This window comes from Kitasatospora sp. NPDC058478, assembly GCF_042720345.1.
Lineage (GTDB): Bacteria > Actinomycetota > Actinomycetes > Streptomycetales > Streptomycetaceae > Kitasatospora.
In genome coordinates this window covers 7,198-29,120 of record NZ_JBHXML010000079.1, presented here as the reverse complement: position 1 = coordinate 29,120, position 21,923 = coordinate 7,198, and the positions used below count along the sequence as shown (strand labels likewise).

Below are 21,923 nucleotides of genomic sequence, written 5' to 3'. Positions count from 1 at the left end.
AACGCGACCCCCGCCCGCACGCGGCGCGTTAGACGCAATGCCGCTGACTTTGCGCTCTTCCACGGTTCTCCGGCCGCAGCATCGCCGCAGGTCGGCGGCTCGCAATCACTGTCAAGTCACTGACATTGCCCCTGGAGGAAGCGGTCCCCCATGGTGGTGAGGCTTGGACTCTCACCGCTGGGCATGATCCGTCCATGAAGCACGGACTCCTTGCGTGGGCACAGTCATTGGCTGAGAAGGAGCTCGCCGAGCCGCTCCGGCGCCGATGGCAGCACTCGCTCGGTGTTGCTCAGCGCGCTGCTGGCCTCGCACACGTACTCGGAGGCGATGCCGAGCTTCTGGTCTCGGCGGCGGTCCTGCATGACGTCGGGTACGCGCCGCGGCTCGCAGCCACCCGGTTTCACCCGTTGGACGGTGCCAGGTTCCTTCGTGACGTTCATGACGCGGACGACCGGCTGACGCGGTTGGTGGCGAACCACTCGTTCGCGTTGCTGGAGGCGGAGGAGCGCGGGCTCCGTGACGTGTTGGAGGCGGAGTTCCCGCTGCTGGAGGACCAGCGCCTGGTGGACGCGCTGGTGTACTGCGACATGACGACGACGCCCGACGGGGTGCGGACGACCGTCGAGGAGCGGGTGGCGGAGATCGTCGGCCGCTACGGGGCGGACAGTGTGGTGGGGCGGTTCACCCGTCGGGCGGTGCCGGAGGTCTTCGCGGCGGTGGCGCGAGTGGAGGCGGCGCTGGCTGCTCAGCCGAGGTAGGGGTAGGTGCCGGCGAGGTAGTCGCCGATCTGCTGGCGCATGCTGGGGTGGATGTCGTACTGGTCGAGGTCGGCGGGCTGGATCCAGCGGACGCCGTCGGCCTCGTCGTTGATCGTGGGCTCACCGCCCACGGGGCGGCCGATGTAGGCGTTCTCGTACTGCTGGCGGATCTCGCCGTCGGTGTAGGCGACGATGTGGTGGGGGTTGGTGTAGACGCCCAGGAAGCCGGTCACCTCGGCGATGACGCCGGTCTCCTCCAGGCATTCGCGAACCGCGCACTGGGCGGCGGTCTCCCCGATGTCCTGCGCTCCGCCGGGCAGGGCCCACTGGCCGGTGTCGCGGCGGCGCTGCAACAGGATGGCACCGCTGTCGTCGACCACGAGCAGGTTGCTGGCGGGGATGAGGGTGTTGGCCTTGGGGGCGTCGGGGTCGTTGAGGTACTCAGTCCTGCCCATGCGGGGTGTTCCCCTCCGGTTCGGGTGTCCAGGGCTTTGCGCTGCCCCAGACGGCTTCGAAGCTCTGAGCGTAGTTGTCGAACCAGCCCGTGGAGTCGACCCTCTTGAGGTGGAGCAGGGGGTTGGCGCTCGCGGGCTGGCCCCACACGTGCGGGTTGAGCAGGAGATCGCCGTCGTAGCGGAACAGCGAGTTGTAGAGCGTGGTGTCGTGGAGGCGCACTTCACAGCCGGCCTTGGCAGGCAGACTCCGGTAGTAGGTGAGCGAGGCGCGGATCTTCGCAGCGAGGGTGTCGCCGATACCCTCCTCTCGGCCCCGGACAGCGGCGGCCTTGCCCATTGGGTCTCCGAAGCAGAGGCGCACGCGAACACCGGCCGCGGCCCGCTCCGCGAGCATCCCGGCGACGTGAGGGTTGGTCTGGGCGAAGAACGTCCCGGAGAACACGAGTACGTCGATCTGCGTCTTGGCCTCCTGCAGCAGGGACAGCCACATCTCCCTGGGTGCGCTCGCCCGGTTGGCATAGGTGCCGACCAACTCGATGCCGACCGTCGGCGGTCGACCTGTCCGGGCCCGGGGCACGGGCCAGAGCAAGGTCTCCTCGACTCTCAAGTGCTGGGCGGCCGCGAAGCGGTGTCGCGGGTGCGGCACGCGCCCGCTGAGCCAACGGCCAACGGTCTTGGGGTCCACCTCGCACGCGGCGGCAAGCGACTCGGGGGAGACACCGCGCCGGGCGAGTACGGAGCGAAGTCGCTCGTTCACGGAGCCCATACAAGCCGAGGCGGGCGTGGGCTCGCAACGTCCAGGCAGCCCTTGAGGCTGCGGGAGCTGAGCGGCTGGGCGAGCTGCGCCGACGCGGCAGGGCTCTGCCGGGCGTCCGGGCAGCCCTCGCAGCGGCAGCAGACCAGCCCGACTGGGTTTCCTCGGTGCTGACCGGCAACGTTGCGGCCAACGCGCGAGTGAAGCTCACGGCCTTCGATCTCGACGAGTTGCTGGATATGACCGTCGGGGCCTATGGGGCCGATGCGGTCCGGCGTCCGGAGCTGGTTGCCGTCGCCCGTGAACGCGTTCATCGGCACCGTGGCCTGCCCGTCGATGTGCCGGTCGTCCTGGTGGGGGACACCCCTCGCGATGTGGAGGCGGCGCTCGCCTCGAACGCCGAGATCATCGCGGTGGCCACGGGAGTCGACAGCCAGGCCGACCTCGTTGCCGCCGGCGCGAGCACCGTGCTGCCGGACCTGTCGGACACCTCAGGTCTTCTGGGACTCCTGCGGTCGTTCGCATCGCACTGAGAACGTCCCGGGACGTCCAAAAAACGTCCCGGTACGCGGTGCCGCAGTCCCAACAGTCTCCGCCACCATCAGGTCACCAGCCACGCAGGACGTCGCCGCGCGGAAGGCTGCACGACCCCCCGCAGCGAGCCCCGCTGCGATCCGCAACCAGCACGAGGAGAGCCAGCATGGAGAACACCAGCACCTTCGACCCGGAGCAGGACGACGAGGTCGTGATCCTGGGCGACGCGGCCGCTCTGACGAACGGCAGCAGCAGCAACAGCGTCGAGGGCAAGCGTTCGCCCTACGACGCGGCCTGACGGCACGGCGGCGGCACCACGTCGGGGTGCCGCCGCACCACTCACAGGCTCGACACCTCGGAGGCGATCACATGGGCTGGTTCGGCGGCCACCTCACACGCCCCAGCACAGCGCACGTCCCCCTCGGTGCACGTCTGCTGTGGCGGAAGCCGCTCCTCTGGTCCGTCGGCACCCCGGTGAGGCTGGCCAAGGGCTGCGGCGGGCGACGCCTCGCCGTGTTCGGTCCTTGCGGGGCGGCCGACGCCGAACTGGCCCGGCTGGTGGACACGACCGATATCTCAACGCTGGACACAGCAGCGACGGCGTGGTCCGGGGCCTACACCCTGGTTCTCGACGACGGGCACGGTGCCCAGCTGATCTGGTCCGACCCGATCGGCGCATGCCCCCTGTACTCCACCCGTATCAGCGGCGCGACGGTCTGGGCTTCCAGCTCTCTGGCCCTCGCCCGCCTACGAGGAGCACGACCCGACACGACCTGGCTGGCCGCGCACCTCGTGGACCCGGCCGGGTGGACGCCGGGCCACTCGGCCTGGACGGATGTCGAGCAGATCCCACCGGGGCATCGGCTGCTCGCGCGGCCGGGCGTCGCTTCCGATACCACCCCGTACTGGCGTAGGCCCGTACTGGCCTGGCACGAGGCGGTCCATCGTCTGCGCGAGGATCTGGCCGGTGCCGTGAGCTCGCGGATCAATGGCCAGGCGGTCTCCTCCGACCTCTCCGGTGGTCTGGACTCCAGCACGTTCGCGGCGCTCGCCGCCGGCCATGGCCCGGTCATCGCGGTCACCTACCACCCGAAGGGGACCGCCACAGGCGGAGACGTCGACCACGCTCGCACCGTCGCCAGGGCCTTCCCCTCCATCCGGCACGAGTTCATGGCGCTTGGCACCGAGCACCTTCCGTTCAGCGCCCTGGACACGCTGCCACTGACCGGCGAGCCCGCACCCTCGGCCATCACCATCGCTCAACTCACCTACCAGATGGCCATGTTGGCGGGCCACGGAGCCAGAGTCCACCTGACGGGAGACGGCGGGGACACCCTGTTCATGCAGCCACCGGTACACCTGGCCGACCTCGCCCGATCCGGCCACCTCCTACGAATGGCCCGCGATGCCCAGACATGGGCCCGCCTCTACCGCACCAGCCCCTGGCCCGCGCTCGCAGCCGCCTGGACCAACCCCCAAGCCCTGGCCGACGGCGCCAGCCGTCCCCCGTGGCTGACCAATCGCGCCGGGGCTCTCGCAGCCGAAGCCACCCAGCCCTACCGCGATGTCCTCACCTTGGGCCACGCCGACACCCGTCTCCTGACCGAGGCCCGCTACGTCGCCCGGACGGCGGCAACCGAGAACCAGGTCGCCGCCGAGCAAGGCATCGCCATGCACAACCCGTTCACCGACCCCCGTGTGGTGGAGACCGTGCTGGCCACCGACCCTGCCAGACGCTGGTCCGCCCGCCGGTACAAGCCACTGCTGTCCGACGCGGTCACCGGACTCCTTCCCCCGCAGGTTGTGGATCGGGGCGCCAAGGGGACCTTCGCCGTCGACCACCATCACGGTCTGCGGGCCAACGAGGCTCGCGTCCTGGACCTCGTGGACGGCCATCTCGCCGGCCTCGGCCTGATCCGCCCCGGCACGGTCCGATCCCTGCTGCGGCAAGCTCTCCTCGGCGTGGACATCCCCTGGGGAAGGATCGAGCCGTTGCTGGGAACCGAGCTCTGGCTGCGGGCCGCCGACACGGCCACGTCACAGGTCCGGTGGGAGGTGCACGCCGCGTGACACCGACACCCAGTGGGGACACCCGCACCGCCCTGACCAGCAGGGCCGGGATCGTCGTCAACTACCGGACCGGTGCCACCGTCCTCCTGACGGGCGACGCCCTGTCGAAGTGGCTCACCGCCGTCCAGAACAGCCCCGCGCCGCCCCCGGTCACCATCGCCGAGTCGGTCCCGTCCTGGGGCACCGACGAGAACACCGCCCGGCTCGACCACCTGCTCACCCCGCCCTGGGCCTGGCGGACCTCGGCAACAGCCTGCCTGCTGATCACCCTCGCCGTCCGCCACCTCGGCTCCCCCTCTTCGAAGTTCGGACGGATGGCCCGGCTGGCCGAGACAGGCCGTCGACTACCCAGGGCTCGTACGGCGCACGCTCGCGCGGCGGTGCTCTCCGTTCGGTGGGCCGCACGCGCGATCCCCGCCCGGGTCGCTTGTCTCGAGGAGTCCACCGCGGCGTCCCTCCTGCTCGCCGTCGGCCGACGCGGCGGGGCCTGGCGGCACGGCATCGCCGCCGATCCCATCCGCCTGCACGCCTGGATCTGCGACGCTCAGGAGGAGCCCGTCGAAGAGCCCGAGCGCACCAAGCGCTACACCCCGATCAACGTGCCCAACCCCACTGGAACGAGGACCTGATGAGCACACCCCACATCCTGCTGACCGGCGAGCGTGTCAGCCTGGCCATGACCGACCGCGACCACCTGCCCGACTACCACCGCTGGGAGAACGACCCCGGCACGATCCTCGGCTACGGCACCCAGGTCGCCCAGTCCTGGGAGGTCCGTGCCGGCGGCTGGGAGGGACAGGGCCGCAACCGCGACTACCCGCAGTTCGAGGTGATCACGGCCGACGACCACACCCCGGTCGGCCTCACGACGCTCTCCATCGACCCCGCCGTGCGCACCGCCGAGTTCGTCATCCTCATCGCACCCGAGGCCCGCGGCAAGGGCCTCGCCACTGAGGCCACCGCCCTGACCCTTCGCTGGGCCTTCCAGTACTCCGCACTGAGGATGGTCTGGCTGAAGGTACTGGAGCCGAACGCGGCGGGCGTCGCGGCCTACCAGAAGGCAGGCTTCCAGCCCGCCGGACGCCTACGGCAGTCCGGCTACTGGCTCGGCCGTCCCTGCGACGAACTTCTGATGGATGCCACCGCCGACGACTTCCTGTTCACCGGGGAACCTGCCTGACCGGGACTGGGCCGTGCTTACGGACCTTGCCGTACCGCACCGCGGGCAGCAGTGGAAACGCGGGATGCGGCCCGCTCAGAGCCGCATGAGCCCGGCGGCGGTCGGCCGGAATCCGCACTGGCCGTAGAAGGACTCCAGGTGCGGTTCGTAGTCGACGTGCAGCCACTGGGCACCGTGCGCCCTCGCCTCGTCGGCGGCCGCCCTCACCAGCCGGGTCCCGAGCCCCTGCCCGCGCTCATCCGGGTGCACGGTGGCGTCCAGGACGAAGGCGTGCGCACCGCCGTCGCCGACGACGTTGACGAATCCGACCAGCCGGTTCCCCCGGCGCGCCGCGATCCAAGCCAGGCTGCGGGCCAGCATCGGCGCGAAGGAGGTCGGCTTGTGATTCGGCCACGACGCGCTGAACAGTTCGTCGAGTTCGGCATCCGTCAGCTCGGGACGCACTGCCAACACCCCGTCATCGGCCCACGACGCATCACTGGTCACCATGCAAGGCAGCCTGCCATGCATCCACGGCTTCGTTCGCCGCTCCACTCGCCGCCCGGGACCTCGAAGGCGGTGACCCCGTGCGCGTCGTCGTCGACAGCGACGGGCCGGGCTGGACGCAGGAAGTCGGCCCCGCCGACTTCCTGTGCCTGGGCCCTCGCGCCAAGGGCGAGCACCGGCGTCGGCCACTGCATCGCCCACTGCACCGCCCACCGCGTCCGCCCGCCCAATCCTGTGATGTGATCATCCTGTTGACGTGCTATCTACAGGAGCTGACCATGTCCTCACCCCTGCCCAGCGCCGTCCGCCTGACCGTCGGCCGGCACACCTTCGACGGACTGGCCGCCGGGCCCGCCGACGGGGAACTCGTCCTGCTGCTGCACGGGTTCCCCGAGTTCGCCGACTGCTGGAGTGCCGAGCTGACCGCGCTGGCCGCGGCCGGCTACCGCGCGGTGGCGGTGGACCAGCGCGGCTACTCCCCCGACGCCCGCCCCGCGGACATCGCGGACTACTCCGTCGAGCTGCTGGTCGCGGACGCGCTGGGCTTCGCCGACACCCTGGACGCACCGCGCTTCCACCTGGTCGCCCACGACTGGGGCGGCCTCGTCGCCTGGGCGCTGGCCTCCACCCACCCGGAGCGGCTGCACAGCCTGACCGTGCTCTCCACCCCGCACCCCGAGGCGCTCTACGAGGCCCTGAACAACGACAGCGACCAGCGCGAACGCTCCCAGTACATCAGGGAGTTCCGCCTGCCGGGGCACGTGGCCGAGCAGGCCATGCTGGCCGACGACGCGGCCAGGCTGCGCGCGATCTACCAGGGCACGCTGCCGACGGACCAGGCCGAGTCCAACGTCCGACGGCTGACCGAGCCGGGCGTACTGACGGCCGGGCTCAACTGGTACCGGGCGATCAACGAGGAACTCCGTGTGCCGGCCGGCGAGATCACCGTCCGCACGCTCTTCGCCTGGGGCACCGAGGACCGCGCCCTGGGCCGCGACGCCGCCGACCTGACGGCCAAGCACGTCAGCGGCCCGTACCGGTTCGTCGCACTGGAGGGCGCCACCCACTGGCTGCCGGAGGCCGACGCCGAACGAATCGTGCCGCTGCTCCTGGAGCACCTCGCGGGCTGACCCGGAGGTGTTCCCGGCGCGCCGCCCCACCGGCGCGCCGGCTTCGCCGCCCTCAGGCCGCCCTCAGCCCGGTCTCAGCCCGTCCTCGGCGTGTTCCGGGATCGCGCCCAGCTCTCCGCCTGCTCCGGGTCCCACAGGAAACGGGCGCCGAAATCCTTCTCCTCGCCGGGTCCCGCCTCCGTCAACGCACGCACCAGCGCCGGGCTGTAGACGGCATGGACCCGGAAGTCCACCAGGAACCGACTCCTGATCACGATCCGCACGTAGCGACGGCTGTTGCCCCGATGACGTCCGGCCACGATGACGCAGTCACCGCCGCCGCCCAGCCCCCCTGCACCAGAAGTCGGCCCCGCCGACTTCCTGCGCTCCCCCCGCCACCGGCCCGGCCGAAGCTGCTCTGCTCCCGCAACCGTTCGGGGTGCGGGCCGTACCTGCCGATCGGCAGGGGCAGCCCGATGAACTTGCGCTGGGCATTCGTGAGTTGCCCACGCGTCACGACCGGTGTCCTGCCGGGTTCCGCCCCCACGAAGAAGGCGATACCCACGCCTGATCACGACGCCACACGGGTCTAGAGGCGGCAGCTGATCTCCATTCCGTCCTCCACGGGGAACGTGACGCTCTGGTAGCCGTTGCGGGGGTCGCGGACGTAGTCGAGGTAGGGGGCGAGGGCTTCCAGGTCGACGTCGTCGGCGACGACGAGGGTGCCGGGCGCGAGGCGGGGTTCGAGGAGTCGCAGGACGGGCAGGCACAGGTCCTTCCAGCCGTCGAGGAGGACGAAGTCCGCGGAGCCGGCGACTGCGGCGAGGGTGTCGCGGGCGTCTCCTTCGAGGACGGTGATCAGGTCGTCCAGTCCCGTCTCGGCGAACGTCCGGCGGGCGGCCGCGGCCTTGGCGGCGCTCAGTTCCGTACTGATCACCCGGCCCGTCCCGTTGTCGCGCACCGCGGCGGCGAGATGGAGCGTGGAGATGCCGAAGGACGTGCCGAACTCGACGACGGTGGCGGGGCGGACGGCCCGGATCAGGTTGTAGAGGAGGCGGCCGCCCTGGGCGGAGATCGGCATGTAGACCTCGGCGTTGGCGTCGGCCTGCTCCTGCGGGCCGAGGGGCGCGGAGCCCTGGGGCCATGCCGCCCGGATCCGCCTGCTGGTCGCCTCGTCCTGCTCGGCATGCCGGAACATTCGGTCGAGGGCGGTGGCGACGCGGGGGTCTTCGAGGGTGTTGGTGGGTGTCATGGACCTAGACTAGACGCACCGTTGCGTTGCGTCTAGCGGTTCTGGCCTACTCTGGCCCCAGGAGGCAGACATGGAACGAGGAAGTACGGCCGCCGCGGCGGCCGGGTCACAACCGGCGGCACGCCACCACGGCAACCGGCACGGCCGCAGCGAACAGGCCCGGCAGGCAGTACTGGAGGCGGCCGACGACCTTCTGGTCGAGAAGGGCTTCACCGGCGTCACCATCGAGGGCATCGCCGCCCGGGCGGGCGTCGCCAAGCAGACCGTCTACCGCTGGTGGAAGACCAAGACCGACATCCTCCTGGACGCCTTCCTCCAGGACGCGGCCGAAGCCCTGACCCCGCCGGACCACGGCGACCTGGCCCCGGACCTGCGCGCCCACCTGCGCCAACTGGCCCTGTTCCTCACCCGGTCCGACGCGGGCGCCGTCTTCAAGGCCCTCATCGGGCACGCCCAGCACGATCCCGCGTTCGCCGCCGCCCTGCGGTCCGGGTACCTCGACGAACAGCGCCGACGCGACCGGCTCCCGCTGGAACGCGCGGTGGAACGCGGCCAGCTCGCCGCCGGACTCGACATGGCGGCGGAGATCGACCAACTCGTGGGACCGCTCTACCACCGCGTCCTGGTGACGGCGGAACCCGTGGACGAGGCTTTCACCGACCGCCTCGTCGAGGCGTTCCTGCACCGCGCGGGCGTAGCGGACACAGCGGAGTAGCGGAGTAGCCGACGCAGGGGAGACGGTGAGCAGCCGACTCCCGGGCACCGGCGGGACCGCCGAGCAGGTGGCCGCGCTCAGTGCCGAGTGGTTGCGGCGTACTGGTCCGACGACAACGCGAACACCCGCACTCGCCGACCGCCGGCGGGACTGACGGTCTCACGGGCCAGCCGCATCCCCAGTTTGGTCATGATCCGTTCGGAGGCATCGTTGCCCACCTGGGTGATGCTGACGATCCGCTCCAGCCCTCGCTCCTCGAACCCGAACCGCACAGCGGCCGCAGCGGCCTCGGTGGCCAAGCCCCGCCCCCAGTGGGAACGTCCCAGCCGCCAACCGACCTCGACCGCCGGCAGTACCTCCGGCAGGAAGCCGGGGACCGAGAGGCCGGTGAACCCGGCCAGCTCGCCCGTGGACCGGATCTCCACGGCGAACAGGCCGAAGCCCTGCGCCTCCCACTCGCTCTCCCAGGCCTGGATCCCGCCGCGGGTCTGCTGTTCGTCACGGACGCTGCCGTCACGGATCCACCGCATGACCTCGGGGTCGGCATTGACGGCGGCCATGGGCGCGACGTCCTCCTCGCGCCAGCGACGCAGGATCAGACGCGGAGTCTCAAGCGTGACCATCGAACCATTCTGGATCACCAAGGGGCTCTCCGCCATCCTCCGCTCCCCACGGCTCCGTTACGTGCCGCGCCCGCTGCGCGACGGCCCGCGGGAGCGTAGCGGCGGGCCCGGACACCAGCCGTGTCCGGGCCCGCCGAGTACCGCACCCCCGAGTACCGCACCCCCGAGTACCGCGCCGCCGTATCAGTGCGCGGCGGCCTCCCAGTTGGCGCCGACGCCCACCGAGACGTCCAGCGGGGCGCGCAGCGGGTAGGCGCCGGCCATCTGCTCGCGGACGATCGCCTCGACCTGCTCGCGCTCGCCCGGGGTCAGCTCCAGCACGATTTCGTCGTGCACCTGGAGCAGCATCCGGGAGGTGAGGCCGGCGGCGCGCAGCGCCTCGTCCACCCGCAGCATGGCGATCTTGACGATGTCGGCGGCCGAGCCCTGGATCGGGGCGTTGAGGGCCATCCGCTCCGCCATCTCGCGGCGCTGGCGGTTGTCGCTGTTGAGGTCCGGCAGGTAGCGGCGGCGCCCGAGCAGCGTCTCGGTGTAGCCGGTGGCGCGGGCCTCGTCGACGACCCGGCGCAGGTAGTCGCGGACGCCGCCGAAGCGCTCGAAGTAGGTGTCCATCAGGCCCTGGGCCTCGCCGGGCTTGATGCCGAGCTGCTGCGAGAGCCCGTACGCGGACAGCCCGTAGGCGAGGCCGTAGGACATCGCCTTGATCTTGCGGCGCATCTCGGCGTCCACCGCGGTGCCCGGGACCTCGAAGACCTGGGAGGCGACGGTGGTGTGCAGGTCCTCGCCGGTGGCGAAGGCCTCCAACAGGGCCTCGTCCTCGGAGAGGTGGGCCATGATGCGCAGTTCGATCTGCGAGTAGTCGGCGGTGAGCAGCGACTCGTAGTCCTCGCCGACGACGAAGGCGCGGCGGATGGCGCGGCCCTCCTCGGTGCGGACGGGGATGTTCTGCAGGTTCGGGTCCTGCGAGGAGAGCCGGCCGGTGGCGGCGACCATCTGGTTGAAGGTGGTGTGGATGCGGCCCTTGGGCGAGACCGTCTTGAGCAGGCCCTCGACGGTGGTGCGCAGCTTGGCCTGGTCGCGGTGGCGCAGCAGGATGACCGGCAGTTCGTTGTCGGTCTGGGTGGCGAGCCAGGTGAGCGCGTCGGCGTCGGTGGTGTAGCCGGTCTTGATCTTCTTGGTCTTGGGGAGGGCGAGCTCGCCGAAGAGGATCTCCTGGAGCTGCTTGGGCGAGCCGAGGTTGAACTCGCGCCCGGCGGCGGCGTGCGCCTCCTCGACCACGCGCTGGATCTCGGTGGCGAACTGCGCCTCCAGGCTGGTGAGCCAGGGGCGGTCGGCGGCGATGCCGGTGCGCTCCATCCGGGCCAGCAGGGCGGCGATCGGCAGCTCCATGTCGCGCAGCAGCCCGGTGGCGCCGACCTCGGCGAGGCGGGTGTCGAAGAGCGCGGCGAGGTCGAGGACGGCGCGGGCCTGGAGCATGAGCGCCTGGGCGCCGGCCGCCGGGTCCTCCTCCGGGGCGTCGAAGGCGAGTTGGCCGTCCTCGGTGGCGGGGGCGGGGGTGAGCGAGCGGGCCAGGTACTCCTCGGCGAGCACCTCCAGGGTGAAGGTGCGGCGGCCGGGCTTCTCCAGGTAGGCGGCGAGGGCGGTGTCGGCGACGACGCCCTCGATGGCCCAGCCGCGCTCGGCGAAGGCCCGCATGACCTGCTTGGCGATGTGCAGGGCCTTGGGGACGGCCGGGTCGGCGAGCCAGGCGGCGAAGGCCCGCTCGTCCTCCTCGGCGAGCTGCGCCGGGTCGAACCAGGCGGCGGCTTCCCCTGCGGCCAGGGCGACTTCGGTGACCTCGCCGGTGCCGAGCGCCCACTGGTAGACGGCGGCGAGGGCGACGGGGGCCTTGGTGTCGGCGGCGTGCTCGCGCAGCCAGCCGGCCAGCGTGCCCGGGTCGGTGAGCAGTTCGCCGTCGACCTCGACGCCGGGGGCGAGTTCGGCCGCGGCCTCCTCCTCGCCGGCGGCCGGGTCGATGCCGTGGACGCGGTCGCGGAAGTTGGCGTTGCGGAACTCCAGCGACTCCATCAGCGTGCCGACGGCGGCCTTGTCGAACGGTGCGCGGGCCAGGTCGCCGACGCCGAGCGGGAGTTCGACGTCGCGGACGAGCTCGGTGAGGACGCGGTTGCGCTTGACCGAGTCGAGGTGTTCGCGCAGCTTCTCGCCGATCTTGCCCTTCACCTCGTCGGCGCGGGAGACGAGTTCGTCGAAGGAGCCGAACTGGTTGACCCACTTGGCGGCGGTCTTCTCGCCGACGCCGGGGATGCCGGGCAGGTTGTCGGACGGGTCGCCGCGCAGGGCGGCGAGGTCCGGGTACTGGCGCGGGGTGACGCCGTACTTCTCGGCGACCTTCTCCGGGGTGTAGCGGGTGAGCTCGGAGACGCCCTTGGTCGGGTAGAGGACGGTGATGTGGTCGGTGACCAGCTGGAGGGAGTCGCGGTCGCCGGTGACGATGTCGACGTCGTAGCCGGCCGCCTCGGCGGCGGTGGCCAGGGTGGCGATGATGTCGTCGGCCTCGAAGCCCTCGGCCGTCAGCCGGGGGACGTTCATCGCGTCGAGCAGTTCGCCGATCAGGGGGACCTGGCTGCGGAACTCGTCCGGCGTCTTGGCGCGGTTGGCCTTGTAGTCGGGGAACTCGACGGAGCGGAAGGTCTGCCGGGAGAGGTCGAAGGCGACGGCGAGGTGGGTGGGCTGCTCGTCCCGGACGGTGTTGGCGAGCATCGAGGCGAAGCCGTAGACCGCGTTGGTGGGCTGGCCGGTGGAGGTGTTGAAGTTCTCCACGGGCAGGGCGTAGAAGGCCCGGTAGGCCATCGAGTGCCCGTCGAGCAGCATCAGCCGGGGCCGCGGGCCGGCCCCGCCGCCACCCGTCGCGCCCTTGTCCGTACTCTGCGTAGCCACGTCAACGTCCCGTTCCTGCCGATTCCACTACCGGCCACCGATCCTATGGCCCGGCACCGACAAAAGGGGCGCCGTGCCGATCGAGCGCCGTGCCGGTCGGACGCGGGGCGCGGGCGGCGGGGCCGCGGCGCCCGAGGCGCCCGTTGACGCGCCCCGGCCCCGGACACGGCCGCTACCGCCGAGTAGGACGGTCGTACGATCACAGGCAGCACGATGACGATCCCCGAGCGGCAGGAGTTCCCCATGACCGACGCGGCCCCCGACGCGGCCCCCGTCCTGAAGGTCCCGCAGGACGTGCTGGACCACTTCGCCAAGCTCGGCGTCGACCCGCAGACCTTCTCCGGCGGCGCCCTCGGCGAGAAGCTCGGCATCCGGATCGTCGAGGCCTCCGGCGACCGGGTGGTCGGCACCATGCCGGTGGAGGGCAACCAGCAGCCGTACGGGCTGCTGCACGGCGGCGCGTCGGCGGCGCTGGCCGAGACGCTGGGCTCGATCGGCGCGATGCTGCACGCGGGCCCCGGCCGGTACGCGGTCGGGGTGGACCTCAACGCCACCCACCACCGCTCGGCCACCTCCGGACTGGTCACCGGGGTGGCGACGGCGGTGTTCAAGGGCCGCACCGCCGCCACGTACGAGATCGCGATCACCGACGACACCGGCAAGCGGGTCACCAGTTGCCGGCTGACCTGCATGCTGCGCGACCTCTGACCCCGCACCGGGACCCTTCCCGGTGCCGACGGTCCATCAAATCCCTTGGCCGCCCCCTTGTTTGACCTTCCGCCACCCTGGGCAGGCGTTGGTCTGGACAAGGGGGCGGCGGCATGTCCGGGCGCGGCCGACGCGGCAGCATGCCCGGAATCCGCACAGGTAACGCTGCGTAACAAGTAGGAAATCCGAGCAATGACCCGCTCCGAGGCCCGCAGGCAGCCCGGAGTTCCTTCGCCATGCCCTCGTTGTCCGAAATCCGGATGAGCATGACCGGAACAAGTGAATCGGACACGGGCGTCCGACTATCGACCAGGCCAGCTGCAACCCCCATTTCTGGCCCTTACATCGCCCCAACAGCCCCTAAACGCCCTACATCGGCGGATCGGTCGCGCCAAAACGACCACATGCTGAGACAACTGCTCTGTGTGCTCATAACAAGAGAATCACAGCCTCGCCACACCACTGCCCGAGTCGCCCAGAGGCATCTAGAGTCACGGCCAGTCACCGCGCCAACGGATTGGGCCCGGCCCTCCGCGCATCCCGGCTCCCGCCAACTCAGGCGCGGCGCCTCCCGAACCGAAGGGGACCCTCGTGCGTCACCGTTCCGCAATTGTCGTGAGCATTGCCGTGATCGGCGCCCTGAGCCTCAGCGCGTGCGGCTCCCGCGACGACAAGAAGTCCGCCGACGGAGGCAGCGGCAACAGCGGCTCCACCACCACCGTCACCATCGGCATCGACGCCCCGCTCACCGGCGACCTCTCCGCCATCGGCATCGGCATCCGCAACTCCGTCGACCTCGCGGTCAAGAAGGCCAACGAACAGAACGAGGTCCCCGGCGTCAAGTTCCAGGTCAAGGCCCTGGACGACACCGCCAAGCCCGGCCCCGGCCAGCAGAACGCCACCCAGCTCGTCGCCGACAACAGCGTCCTCGGCGTCGTCGGCCCGCTCAACTCCAGCGTCGCCCAGTCGATGCAGCAGATCTTCAACGACGCCAACCTCGTCGAGATCTCCCCCGCCAACACCGGCGTCGCCCTCAGCCAGGGCGAGAAGTGGGTCACCGGCGAGAAGAAGCGCCCCTTCAAGACCTACTTCCGCACCGCCACCACCGACGCCGTCCAGGGCCCCTTCGCCGCCCAGTTCCTCGCCAAGGACGCCAAGAAGTCCAAGGTCTTCCTCATCGACGACCAGAAGACCTACGGCGCCGGCCTCGCCGCCACCTTCAAGGCCGAATTCACCAAGCAGGGCGGCAACATCGTCGGCGAGGAGCACGTCAACCCCGACGACCGCGACTTCTCCGCCATCGTCACCAAGGTCAAGACCTCCGGCGCCGAAGCCGTCTACTACGGCGGCGAGTACCCCGCCGCCGGCCCGCTCTCCCTCCAGCTCAAGGACGCCGGCGTCAACATCCCGCTGATGGGCGGCGACGGCATGCAGAGCGCCGACTTCATCAAGCTCAACCCCAAGAGCGCCGGCGACTACGCCACCGCCGTCGGCGGCGCCGTCGAACAACTCCCCACCGCCGCCAAGTTCATCGCCGACTACAAGGCCGCCGGCTACAAGGACCCCTACGAGACCTACGGCGGCTACTCCTACGACAGCGGCTGGGCCATCATCCAGGCCGTCAAGGCCGTCGCCGCCGCCAACAACGGCAAGCTGCCCGCCAACCCGCGCGCCGCCGTCGTCGACGCCGTCCAGAAGGTCTCCTTCGACGGCGTCACCGGCAAGGTCTCCTTCGACGAGTTCGGCGACACCACCAACAAGCAACTCACCGTCTACACCGTCAAGGACGGCAAGTGGACCGTGGAGAAGACCGGCACCTTCAGCGGCTGAACCTCCAACGGCTGAACCTCAGCGGCCAAGCCCTCGACGACTGAACCTTCAGCGTCTGAACCTCAACGGCTGAGCCGGCCCGCACCACCATCCAGCAGCACAGCGCGCGGGGGCGCCACGAGTGCCCCCGCGCGCCCCCACATCCACCACCCACACGGACACCCCGAACGCACTACGGAGGCCCAGCGGTGCACGACCTACCGCAGCAGCTGGCCAACGGCCTGATCCTCGGCGCCCTCTACGGACTCGTCGCGATCGGCTACACGATGGTCTACGGCATCGTCCAGCTCATCAACTTCGCCCACGGCGAGATCGTCATGGTCGGCGGCTTCGGCGCCCTGACCGCCTACCTCGCCCTCCCCGGCGGCACCACCCTGTGGCTGGCCCTGCCGCTCATGCTGATCGCCGGCATCCTGGTCTCCACCCTCACCGCCGTCGCCGCCGAGCGCTTCGCCTACCGGCCCCTGCGCAACGCCCCCCGACTCGCCCCCCTCATCACCGCGATCGGGCTGTCCATCTTCCTCCAGCAACTCGTCTTCTCCTTCTACCCCGACGCCAAGAAGGCCCGGGTCTTCCCCAAGATCCCCGGCGACCCCTTCAGCCTCGGCTCCGTCACCATCCAGCGCAGCGACCTCTTCCTGCTCATCGCCGCCCCGCTGTGCATGCTCGCCCTCGGCTGGTTCGTCACCCGCACCCGCTCCGGCCGCGCCATGCAGGCCACCAGCCAGGACCCCGACACCGCCAAGCTCATGGGCATCGACACCGACCGCATCATCGTCATGGCCTTCGCCATCGGCGCCGCGTTCGCCGCCGTCGCCGCCGTCGCCTACGGACTGCGCAGCGGCCAGGTCGACTTCCGCATGGGCTTCATCCTCGGCCTCAAGGCCTTCACCGCCGCCGTCCTCGGCGGCATCGGCAACATCTACGGAGCCATGCTCGGCGGCATCGCCCTCGGCCTCGCCGAAAGCCTCGCCACCGGCTACATCCAGCACCTGCCCGGCATGCACCTCTTCGGAGGCGGCGCCTGGAAGGACGTCTGGGCCTTCGTACTCCTCATCCTCGTGCTCCTCGTCCGGCCCCAGGGCCTGCTCGGCGAGCGCGTCGCGGACAGGGCGTGACCACCATGACCACCACCACCGAAACCACCCCGGTCATCCCCCTGCCGGCCCGCGCCGCCACCGCCCTCACCGGCCTCGGCGCCCTCACCACCGCCGCCTCCGCCGCCCTCCCCTGGACCTGGACCTCCGACTTCCCCGGCGACCTCACCTACACCGGCTCCCCCGCCGGCCTCCAATGGCTCGCCCTCGCCGCCGGACTCCTCACCCTCCTCCTGCTCCTCGCCACCCACGGCACCCCCGGCCTGCGCTGGGCCGCCCCCAGCCGCAGCCACAACGCCGTCCTCTACGCCGCCACCGGCGCCCTCGCCGTCAGCGTCTTCTCCGTCGCCGCCATCGCCACCGAACTCGGCGGCCTCGCCAACCTCGAAGCCGGCGGCTGGATCCTCGCCGCCGGCGGCCTCCTCACCGTCATCGGCGCCCTCGGCCTGCCCCTCGACCGCCGCACCCGCGTCCCGCTGCGCATCCTCGACAGGCGCCTCTTCCTGCTCGTCCCCGTCGCCCCCGCCGGCTGGTTCGCCGCCCACGCCATCCCCGGCGACCAGCCCGTCGCCCCCGTGATGACCGCCCTCGCGGGCGCCCTCGCCATCGCCGCCGGCGTCGTCCTGCTCCTCCAGCTCGGCCACCTCGCCCACACCTGGCTGCGCCTGGGCACCGTCGACCGGCCGCTGCCCGCGCCGCGCCAACTCCCCTCCTGGGCCGAAGTCCTGACCATCGTCCTGGCCTTCGGCCTCGGACTGTTCACGATCACCTTCGGCATCGACACCGAGTACGGCGAACTCTTCATCGGCTACCTGCTGCTCGCCGCCCTCGTCGTCCCCGCCCTCACCCGGTCCGGCCTGCTCGCCCGGCTGCGCGCCCTGACCGTCAAGCACCGCCCCGTCACCACCGGCGCCGCCTTCGCCGCCGCCGCCAGCTTCCCCTTCACCCAGACCAGCGACCAGTACACCTCCGTCGCCACCAACATCCTGATCTTCGCCACCGTCGCCCTCGGCCTCAACATCGTCGTCGGCCTCGCCGGCCTGCTCGACCTCGGCTACGTCGCCTTCCTCGGCGTCGGCGCCTACGCCGCCGCCCTGGTCTCCGGCTCCCCCGCCTCCCCCATCCACGTCCAGTTCCCGTTCTGGGCCGCGATGCTCACCGGCGCCGCCGTCTCCATGGTCTTCGGCGTCCTCATCGGCGCCCCCACACTGCGCCTGCGCGGCGACTACCTCGCCATCGTCACCCTCGGCTTCGGCGAGATCTTCCGCATCACCATGCTCAACCTCAACGGCACCACCGGCCCCAAGGTCACCAACGGCTCCAACGGCATCCCCCGGATCCCCGACCTGGAGATCCTCGGCTTCGACCTCGGCAAGCCGCACACCGTCGCCGGCATCGAACTCGGCCGCTTCTCCAACTACTACCTGCTGATGCTCCTCGTCACCGCCCTGGTCGTGCTCGTCTTCGCCCGGGTCGGCAACTCCCGCATCGGCCGTGCCTGGGTCGCCATCCGCGAGGACGAGACCGCCGCCGAAGCCATGGGCATCAACGGCTTCCGCCTCAAGCTCCTCGCCTTCGCCCTCGGCGCCTGCCTCGCCGGCCTCGCCGGCACCGTCCAGGCCCACGTCAGCTACACCGTCACCCCCGACCAGTACACCTTCGCCGAGGCCCTCCCGCCCAACTCCGCGTTCCTGCTCGCCGCCGTCATCCTCGGCGGCATGGGCACCATCAGCGGGCCCCTCGCCGGCGCCACCCTCCTCTTCCTCATCCCCAAGAAGCTCGAATTCCTCTCCGACTACCAGCTGCTCGCCTTCGGCGCCGCCCTGATCATCCTGATGCGCGTCCGCCCCGAAGGCCTCATCCCCAACCGGCGCCGCCAACTGGAGTTCCACGAGGCCGCTATCCCGGCCCAGCCCGCCGGCGACGGCGCCGCACTCACCAAGGCAGGGGCGTGACCACCCAGATGACCACCACCGCCACACCCCTGCTCGAAGTCACCGGCGTCACCATGCGCTTCGGCGGCCTCACCGCCGTCAACGACGTCAGCCTCACCGTCGGCGAAGGCGAGATCATCGGTCTCATCGGCCCCAACGGCGCCGGCAAGACCACCTTCTTCAACTGCCTCACCGGCCTCTACGTCCCCACCGAGGGCGCCGTCCGCTACCGCGGCACCCTCCTGCCGCCCAAGCCCCACCTCGTCACCCAGGCCGGCGTCGCCCGCACCTTCCAGAACATCCGGCTCTTCGCCAACATGACCGTCCTGGAGAACGTCCTCGTCGGCCGCCACACCCGCACCAAGGAAGGCATCTTCTCCGCCATCCTCCGCGGCCCCGGCTACCACCGCGCCGAAGCCGAGAGCCGCGAGAAGGCCATGGAACTCCTCGCCTTCACCGGCCTCGCCGACAAGGCCGACCACCTCGCCCGCAACCTCCCCTACGGCGAACAGCGCAAGCTGGAGATCGCCCGCGCCCTCGCCTCCGACCCCGGCCTCCTCCTGCTCGACGAACCCACCGCCGGCATGAACCCCCAGGAGACCCGCGCCGCCGAGGAACTCGTCTTCGCCATCCGCGACCAGGGCGTCTCGATCCTCGTCATCGAGCACGACATGCGCTTCATCTTCAACCTCTGCGACCGCACCGCCGTCCTCGTCCAGGGCCAGAAGATCGTCGAAGGCGACCGCGAAACCGTCCAGAACGACGAACGCGTCATCACCGCCTACCTCGGCGCCCCGCTCGAAGGCACCACCCCCGCAGTCGCGGAGACCGTTACGGAGACCGACCAGTGACCGCACTCCTCGAGGTCGAGGACCTCCGCGTCGCCTACGGCAAGATCGAAGCCGTCAAGGGCATCAGCTTCACCGTCAACCAGGGCGAGGTCACCACCCTCATCGGCACCAACGGCGCCGGCAAGACCACCACCCTGCGCACCCTCTCCGGGCTCCTCAAACCCACCGCCGGACGCATCGCCTTCGACGGCCAGGACCTCAGCACCGTCCCCGCCCACAAGATCGTCGCCCTCGGCCTCGCCCACTCCCCCGAAGGCCGGCACATCTTCCCCCGCATGACCATCGAGGAGAACCTCCTCCTCGGCGCCTTCCTGCGCACCGACACCGCCGGCATCACCGCCGACGTCGACCGCGCCTACGACCTCTTCCCCATCCTCGGCGAACGCCGCCGCCAGGCCGCCGGCACCCTCTCCGGCGGCGAACAGCAGATGCTCGCCATGGGACGGGCCCTGATGTCCCAGCCCAAACTGCTCATGCTCGACGAGCCGTCCATGGGCCTGTCACCGCTGATGATGCAGAAGATCATGGCGACCATCATCGAACTCAAGGCCGCCGGCACGACCATCCTGCTCGTCGAACAGAACGCCCAGGCCGCCCTCTCCCTCTCCGACCGCGGCTACGTCATGGAAACCGGCCGCATCGTCCTCTCCGGGACGGGCGCCGACCTCCTGCACGACGAATCCGTCCGCAAGGCCTACCTCGGCGAGGACTGACGCCTCCACGCATCCACGCCTCCACGCCTCCACGCACGAAGGGCCCGGCAGATGAGATCTGCCGGGCCCTCCTCGCATCCGTCTACTCGGACGCGTCCTCGTCCGCCTTCTTGCGGTCCTGGGCCGCGCCCTCCTCGATGACCGCCTCGGCCACCGCGGCCATCGTCATCCGACGGTCCATCGACGTCTTCTGGATCCACCGGAACGCCGCCGGCTCGTTCAGCCCGAACTTCGTCTGCAGCACGCCCTTCGCCCGGTCCACCAGCTTCCGGGTCTCCAGCCGCTGGGTGAGATCCGCGATCTCCTCCTCCAGCGTGCGCATCTCGGTGTACCGCGACACCGCCATCTCGATCGCCGGCACCAGATCCGCCTTGCTGAACGGCTTCACGATGTACGCCATCGCCCCGGCGTCCCGCGCCCGGTCCACCAGCTCCCGCTGCGAGAACGCCGTCAGCATCAGAACCGGCGCCAGGTGCTTCTCGTGGATCTGCTCGGCGGCGGAGAGCCCGTCCAGCACCGGCATCTTCACATCGAAGATCGCGAGGTCCGGCCGAAGCTCCTCCACCAGCTTCACCGCCGTAGCCCCGTCCCCGGCCTCACCGACGACGGTGTACCCCTCCTCTTCGAGCATCTCCTTGAGGTCAAGGCGGATCAGCGCCTCATCCTCGGCGATCACAATCCGGGTGATCTGGGGCGAATCGGTCTCAAGCGGCTGTGCCTGCTCGTCGGCGGTGCTCACGGGGCTCCTAGTTCCGGCGGGGTACTGCATGCACGAGGGTACCTAGCTGCGCCCAACAGCGCTCACAGGGTATCCTTCACGGGCGCGAACTTGCCGGGTTGGTGGAAGGGCAGACACGATCGCCTCAAAAGCGATTGCTCGAAAGGGCGTGTGGGTTCGAATCCCACACTCGGCACCATAATTTTTCTCGTATTCCCAGGCTTAGGGAAATTCACCTCATCTAGTGGATCACATCCAAAGGGTCCACAGTCCGGCCTGTCGAGTTCCAATCTGACGCACATGACGTCTCCCTCTGTGCGCGAACAAGCCGTACACCTCCTCCGTCGAGGTGTACGCAATGCCGATGTCGCCCGACGACTCCGGGTCTCTCCTGGCACGGTCTCCTGGTGGAAGCATCAAGACCTCGCCAAACGCCATCAGCTCCCCGGCCGCAAGCGTTCCGCGTGCATGCACTGCTACGGCGACGACCTGGACCGCGGCGCCTACTCCTACCTGCTCGGCCTCTACCTCGGCGACGGCCACATCCTGCTCCCCAACGAGTACCGCAGGACGCAGAGCCTTCAGATCACCTGTGACGATCACTGGCCGGGAATCACCGACTCCGTCGAAAACGCCATGCGCCTGGTCTTTCCCAGGAACAAGCCCTGCAGAGTCCGACGGACCGGCTGTCACGACGTCAAGCTCTACTCGAATCACCTGACCTGCCACTTCCCCCAACACGGTCCCGGCAAGAAGCACGAACGCACCATAGCCCTGGAACCCTGGCAGCAGGAGATCGTCGACGCCCATCCGTGGGAGTTCCTGCGCGGCCTGATCCACTCCGACGGCTGCCGCATCACCAACTGGACGACGCGAACGGTCGGCGGCGTCAAGAAGCGCTACGAGTACCCGCGTTACTTCTTCACCAACACCTCGACCGACATCATCGGCCTGTTCACCGCCACCCTCGACGCCGTCGGCGTCCAGTGGAAGGCCGCGGCCCGGCCGACCGGTGCCACCAACATCTCCGTCGCCCGCAAGGACTCCGTCGCCCGCATGGACGCCCACATCGGCCCCAAGTACTGACAGTGGCGGCGCGGCCCCACCCGAAGGGCCGCGCCGCGCCCGGCAGTTTTACCCGGGGCCCGCGTGGTGGGCGCGGCCGTGGGTGGGGGGGGCCGCGAGGCCCGGGGGGGGGC

The 21,923-nt window shown here is 70.4% G+C and carries 23 protein-coding genes, 1 tRNA gene and 1 pseudogene; 17 read left to right on the top strand and 8 right to left on the bottom strand.

Translation table 11 applies throughout. From position 1 onward, the window contains the following. Positions 1-194: 194 nt before the first annotated feature. Complete coding sequence (locus tag ACFWPT_RS34000) at positions 195-758, top strand: HD domain-containing protein (RefSeq protein WP_380378715.1); 564 nt, start codon at positions 195-197, stop codon at positions 756-758. Here the strand turns inward: ACFWPT_RS34000 and ACFWPT_RS33995 are convergent. Both ACFWPT_RS33995 and ACFWPT_RS33990 read right to left on the bottom strand, forming a co-directional pair. Then, positions 746-1,213 (bottom strand): NUDIX domain-containing protein, encoded by a 468-nt coding sequence (locus ACFWPT_RS33995; protein ID WP_363368600.1) that lies wholly within the window; start codon positions 1,211-1,213, stop codon positions 746-748. The genes ACFWPT_RS34000 and ACFWPT_RS33995 overlap by 13 nt on opposite strands. Next, positions 1,200-1,970: an XRE family transcriptional regulator gene (locus tag ACFWPT_RS33990; protein ID WP_380378717.1), complete on the bottom strand. Its 771-nt coding sequence runs from the start codon at positions 1,968-1,970 to the stop codon at positions 1,200-1,202. Before ACFWPT_RS33990 ends, ACFWPT_RS33995 begins: the two co-directional genes overlap by 14 nt. Before the next feature lie 56 nt (positions 1,971-2,026). On the opposite strand from ACFWPT_RS33990, the pseudogene ACFWPT_RS33985 reads away from it, so the two are divergent. The 6 genes and pseudogenes from ACFWPT_RS33985 to ACFWPT_RS33960 all read left to right on the top strand — a co-directional run. Beyond that, positions 2,027-2,293 (top strand): annotated as a pseudogene (locus tag ACFWPT_RS33985) (haloacid dehalogenase); the annotation flags it as partial. 12 nt (positions 2,294-2,305) lie between these two features. Further along, entirely contained in the window at positions 2,306-2,500 is a 195-nt protein-coding gene (locus tag ACFWPT_RS33980; protein ID WP_380424653.1) for an HAD family hydrolase, read from the top strand. Positions 2,501-2,667: 167 nt separating this feature from the next. After that, on the top strand, positions 2,668-2,799 hold the full coding sequence (locus ACFWPT_RS33975) for an albusnodin family lasso peptide (protein WP_380378719.1): 132 nt from the start codon (positions 2,668-2,670) through the stop codon (positions 2,797-2,799). Between the two features lie 71 nt (positions 2,800-2,870). Then, complete coding sequence (locus tag ACFWPT_RS33970; RefSeq protein WP_380486501.1) at positions 2,871-4,571, top strand: albusnodin/ikarugamycin family macrolactam cyclase; 1,701 nt, start codon at positions 2,871-2,873, stop codon at positions 4,569-4,571. After that, entirely contained in the window at positions 4,568-5,200 is a 633-nt protein-coding gene (locus ACFWPT_RS33965) for a lasso peptide biosynthesis B2 protein (RefSeq protein WP_380378721.1), read from the top strand. Before ACFWPT_RS33970 ends, ACFWPT_RS33965 begins: the two co-directional genes overlap by 4 nt. Then, positions 5,200-5,751, top strand: coding sequence for a GNAT family N-acetyltransferase (locus ACFWPT_RS33960; protein WP_380378722.1), 552 nt, complete (start codon positions 5,200-5,202; stop codon positions 5,749-5,751). The genes ACFWPT_RS33965 and ACFWPT_RS33960 overlap by 1 nt, the downstream gene beginning before the upstream one ends. A 75-nt stretch (positions 5,752-5,826) precedes the next feature. Here ACFWPT_RS33960 and ACFWPT_RS33955 read toward each other — a convergent pair whose 3' ends face one another. After that, a complete protein-coding gene (locus ACFWPT_RS33955; RefSeq protein WP_380486499.1) occupies positions 5,827-6,240 on the bottom strand; it encodes a GNAT family N-acetyltransferase in 414 nt (137 codons plus the stop codon). A gap of 275 nt (positions 6,241-6,515) precedes the next feature. Between ACFWPT_RS33955 and ACFWPT_RS33950 the strand changes: the two genes are divergently transcribed. After that, entirely contained in the window at positions 6,516-7,367 is an 852-nt protein-coding gene (locus ACFWPT_RS33950; protein WP_380486496.1) for an alpha/beta fold hydrolase, read from the top strand. A 74-nt stretch (positions 7,368-7,441) separates the two neighbouring features. On the opposite strand, the gene ACFWPT_RS33945 is transcribed toward ACFWPT_RS33950, so the two are convergent. Together ACFWPT_RS33945 and ACFWPT_RS33940 are read right to left on the bottom strand one after the other, a co-directional pair. Beyond that, entirely contained in the window at positions 7,442-7,630 is a 189-nt protein-coding gene (locus tag ACFWPT_RS33945; protein WP_380486494.1) for a hypothetical protein, read from the bottom strand. Positions 7,631-7,935: 305 nt separating this feature from the next. Continuing rightward, positions 7,936-8,598: an O-methyltransferase gene (locus ACFWPT_RS33940; RefSeq protein WP_380486492.1), complete on the bottom strand. Its 663-nt coding sequence runs from the start codon at positions 8,596-8,598 to the stop codon at positions 7,936-7,938. A gap of 70 nt (positions 8,599-8,668) precedes the next feature. On the opposite strand from ACFWPT_RS33940, the gene ACFWPT_RS33935 reads away from it, so the two are divergent. Further along, entirely contained in the window at positions 8,669-9,313 is a 645-nt protein-coding gene (locus ACFWPT_RS33935) for a TetR/AcrR family transcriptional regulator (RefSeq protein WP_380486490.1), read from the top strand. A 77-nt stretch (positions 9,314-9,390) separates the two neighbouring features. On the opposite strand, the gene ACFWPT_RS33930 is transcribed toward ACFWPT_RS33935, so the two are convergent. Together ACFWPT_RS33930 and polA are read right to left on the bottom strand one after the other, a co-directional pair. Next, positions 9,391-9,936, bottom strand: coding sequence for a GNAT family N-acetyltransferase (locus ACFWPT_RS33930; protein WP_079136226.1), 546 nt, complete (start codon positions 9,934-9,936; stop codon positions 9,391-9,393). Positions 9,937-10,119: 183 nt separating this feature from the next. Then, on the bottom strand, positions 10,120-12,807 hold the full coding sequence (gene polA / locus ACFWPT_RS33925; protein ID WP_380486534.1) for a DNA polymerase I: 2,688 nt from the start codon (positions 12,805-12,807) through the stop codon (positions 10,120-10,122). 309 nt (positions 12,808-13,116) lie between these two features. Between polA and ACFWPT_RS33920 the strand changes: the two genes are divergently transcribed. From ACFWPT_RS33920 to ACFWPT_RS33895, 6 genes are all read left to right on the top strand, one after another. Next, positions 13,117-13,581 carry a hotdog fold thioesterase gene (locus ACFWPT_RS33920; protein ID WP_363368771.1) on the top strand — a complete coding sequence of 155 codons (465 nt, stop codon included), beginning with the start codon at positions 13,117-13,119 and terminating at the stop codon, positions 13,579-13,581. Between the two features lie 591 nt (positions 13,582-14,172). Beyond that, a complete protein-coding gene (locus tag ACFWPT_RS33915; protein WP_063347148.1) occupies positions 14,173-15,411 on the top strand; it encodes a branched-chain amino acid ABC transporter substrate-binding protein in 1,239 nt (412 codons plus the stop codon). Between the two features lie 188 nt (positions 15,412-15,599). Beyond that, complete coding sequence (locus ACFWPT_RS33910) at positions 15,600-16,529, top strand: branched-chain amino acid ABC transporter permease (protein ID WP_063347149.1); 930 nt, start codon at positions 15,600-15,602, stop codon at positions 16,527-16,529. Between the two features lie 5 nt (positions 16,530-16,534). Continuing rightward, positions 16,535-18,463, top strand: a complete 1,929-nt coding sequence (locus tag ACFWPT_RS33905) for a branched-chain amino acid ABC transporter permease (RefSeq protein WP_063351038.1) — start codon at positions 16,535-16,537, stop codon at positions 18,461-18,463. A gap of 8 nt (positions 18,464-18,471) precedes the next feature. Next, complete coding sequence (locus tag ACFWPT_RS33900) at positions 18,472-19,293, top strand: ABC transporter ATP-binding protein (RefSeq protein ID WP_063351037.1); 822 nt, start codon at positions 18,472-18,474, stop codon at positions 19,291-19,293. Further along, positions 19,290-20,006 (top strand): ABC transporter ATP-binding protein, encoded by a 717-nt coding sequence (locus ACFWPT_RS33895; protein ID WP_380378734.1) that lies wholly within the window; start codon positions 19,290-19,292, stop codon positions 20,004-20,006. Before ACFWPT_RS33900 ends, ACFWPT_RS33895 begins: the two co-directional genes overlap by 4 nt. 82 nt (positions 20,007-20,088) lie before the next feature. Here ACFWPT_RS33895 and ACFWPT_RS33890 read toward each other — a convergent pair whose 3' ends face one another. Further along, a complete protein-coding gene (locus tag ACFWPT_RS33890; protein WP_063347151.1) occupies positions 20,089-20,745 on the bottom strand; it encodes an ANTAR domain-containing response regulator in 657 nt (218 codons plus the stop codon). Positions 20,746-20,837: 92 nt separating this feature from the next. Here ACFWPT_RS33890 and ACFWPT_RS33885 point away from each other — a divergent pair. Both ACFWPT_RS33885 and ACFWPT_RS33880 read left to right on the top strand, forming a co-directional pair. Further along, positions 20,838-20,923: transfer RNA gene (locus ACFWPT_RS33885), tRNA-Leu, on the top strand. A 101-nt stretch (positions 20,924-21,024) separates the two neighbouring features. Then, complete coding sequence (locus ACFWPT_RS33880) at positions 21,025-21,810, top strand: helix-turn-helix domain-containing protein (RefSeq protein ID WP_380486487.1); 786 nt, start codon at positions 21,025-21,027, stop codon at positions 21,808-21,810. Positions 21,811-21,923: the final 113 nt, after the last annotated feature.

Excerpts from the sequence above, each read along its gene's own strand:
- ACFWPT_RS34000 (WP_380378715.1), top strand. The coding sequence starts at position 195 with ATGAAGCACGGACTCCTTGCGTGGGCACAGTCATTGGCTGAGAAGGAG.
- ACFWPT_RS33995 (WP_363368600.1), bottom strand. The coding sequence starts at position 1,213 with ATGGGCAGGACTGAGTACCTCAACGACCCCGACGCCCCCAAGGCCAAC.
- ACFWPT_RS33975 (WP_380378719.1), top strand. The coding sequence starts at position 2,668 with ATGGAGAACACCAGCACCTTCGACCCGGAGCAGGACGACGAGGTCGTG.
- ACFWPT_RS33970 (WP_380486501.1), top strand. The coding sequence starts at position 2,871 with ATGGGCTGGTTCGGCGGCCACCTCACACGCCCCAGCACAGCGCACGTC.
- ACFWPT_RS33960 (WP_380378722.1), top strand. The coding sequence starts at position 5,200 with ATGAGCACACCCCACATCCTGCTGACCGGCGAGCGTGTCAGCCTGGCC.
- ACFWPT_RS33955 (WP_380486499.1), bottom strand. The coding sequence starts at position 6,240 with ATGGTGACCAGTGATGCGTCGTGGGCCGATGACGGGGTGTTGGCAGTG.
- ACFWPT_RS33950 (WP_380486496.1), top strand. The coding sequence starts at position 6,516 with ATGTCCTCACCCCTGCCCAGCGCCGTCCGCCTGACCGTCGGCCGGCAC.
- ACFWPT_RS33940 (WP_380486492.1), bottom strand. The coding sequence starts at position 8,598 with ATGACACCCACCAACACCCTCGAAGACCCCCGCGTCGCCACCGCCCTC.
- ACFWPT_RS33935 (WP_380486490.1), top strand. The coding sequence starts at position 8,669 with ATGGAACGAGGAAGTACGGCCGCCGCGGCGGCCGGGTCACAACCGGCG.
- ACFWPT_RS33930 (WP_079136226.1), bottom strand. The coding sequence starts at position 9,936 with ATGGTCACGCTTGAGACTCCGCGTCTGATCCTGCGTCGCTGGCGCGAG.
- polA (WP_380486534.1), bottom strand. The coding sequence starts at position 12,807 with ATGCTGCTCGACGGGCACTCGATGGCCTACCGGGCCTTCTACGCCCTG.
- ACFWPT_RS33920 (WP_363368771.1), top strand. The coding sequence starts at position 13,117 with ATGACCGACGCGGCCCCCGACGCGGCCCCCGTCCTGAAGGTCCCGCAG.
- ACFWPT_RS33905 (WP_063351038.1), top strand. The coding sequence starts at position 16,535 with ATGACCACCACCACCGAAACCACCCCGGTCATCCCCCTGCCGGCCCGC.
- ACFWPT_RS33900 (WP_063351037.1), top strand. The coding sequence starts at position 18,472 with ATGACCACCACCGCCACACCCCTGCTCGAAGTCACCGGCGTCACCATG.
- ACFWPT_RS33880 (WP_380486487.1), top strand. The coding sequence starts at position 21,025 with ATGACGTCTCCCTCTGTGCGCGAACAAGCCGTACACCTCCTCCGTCGA.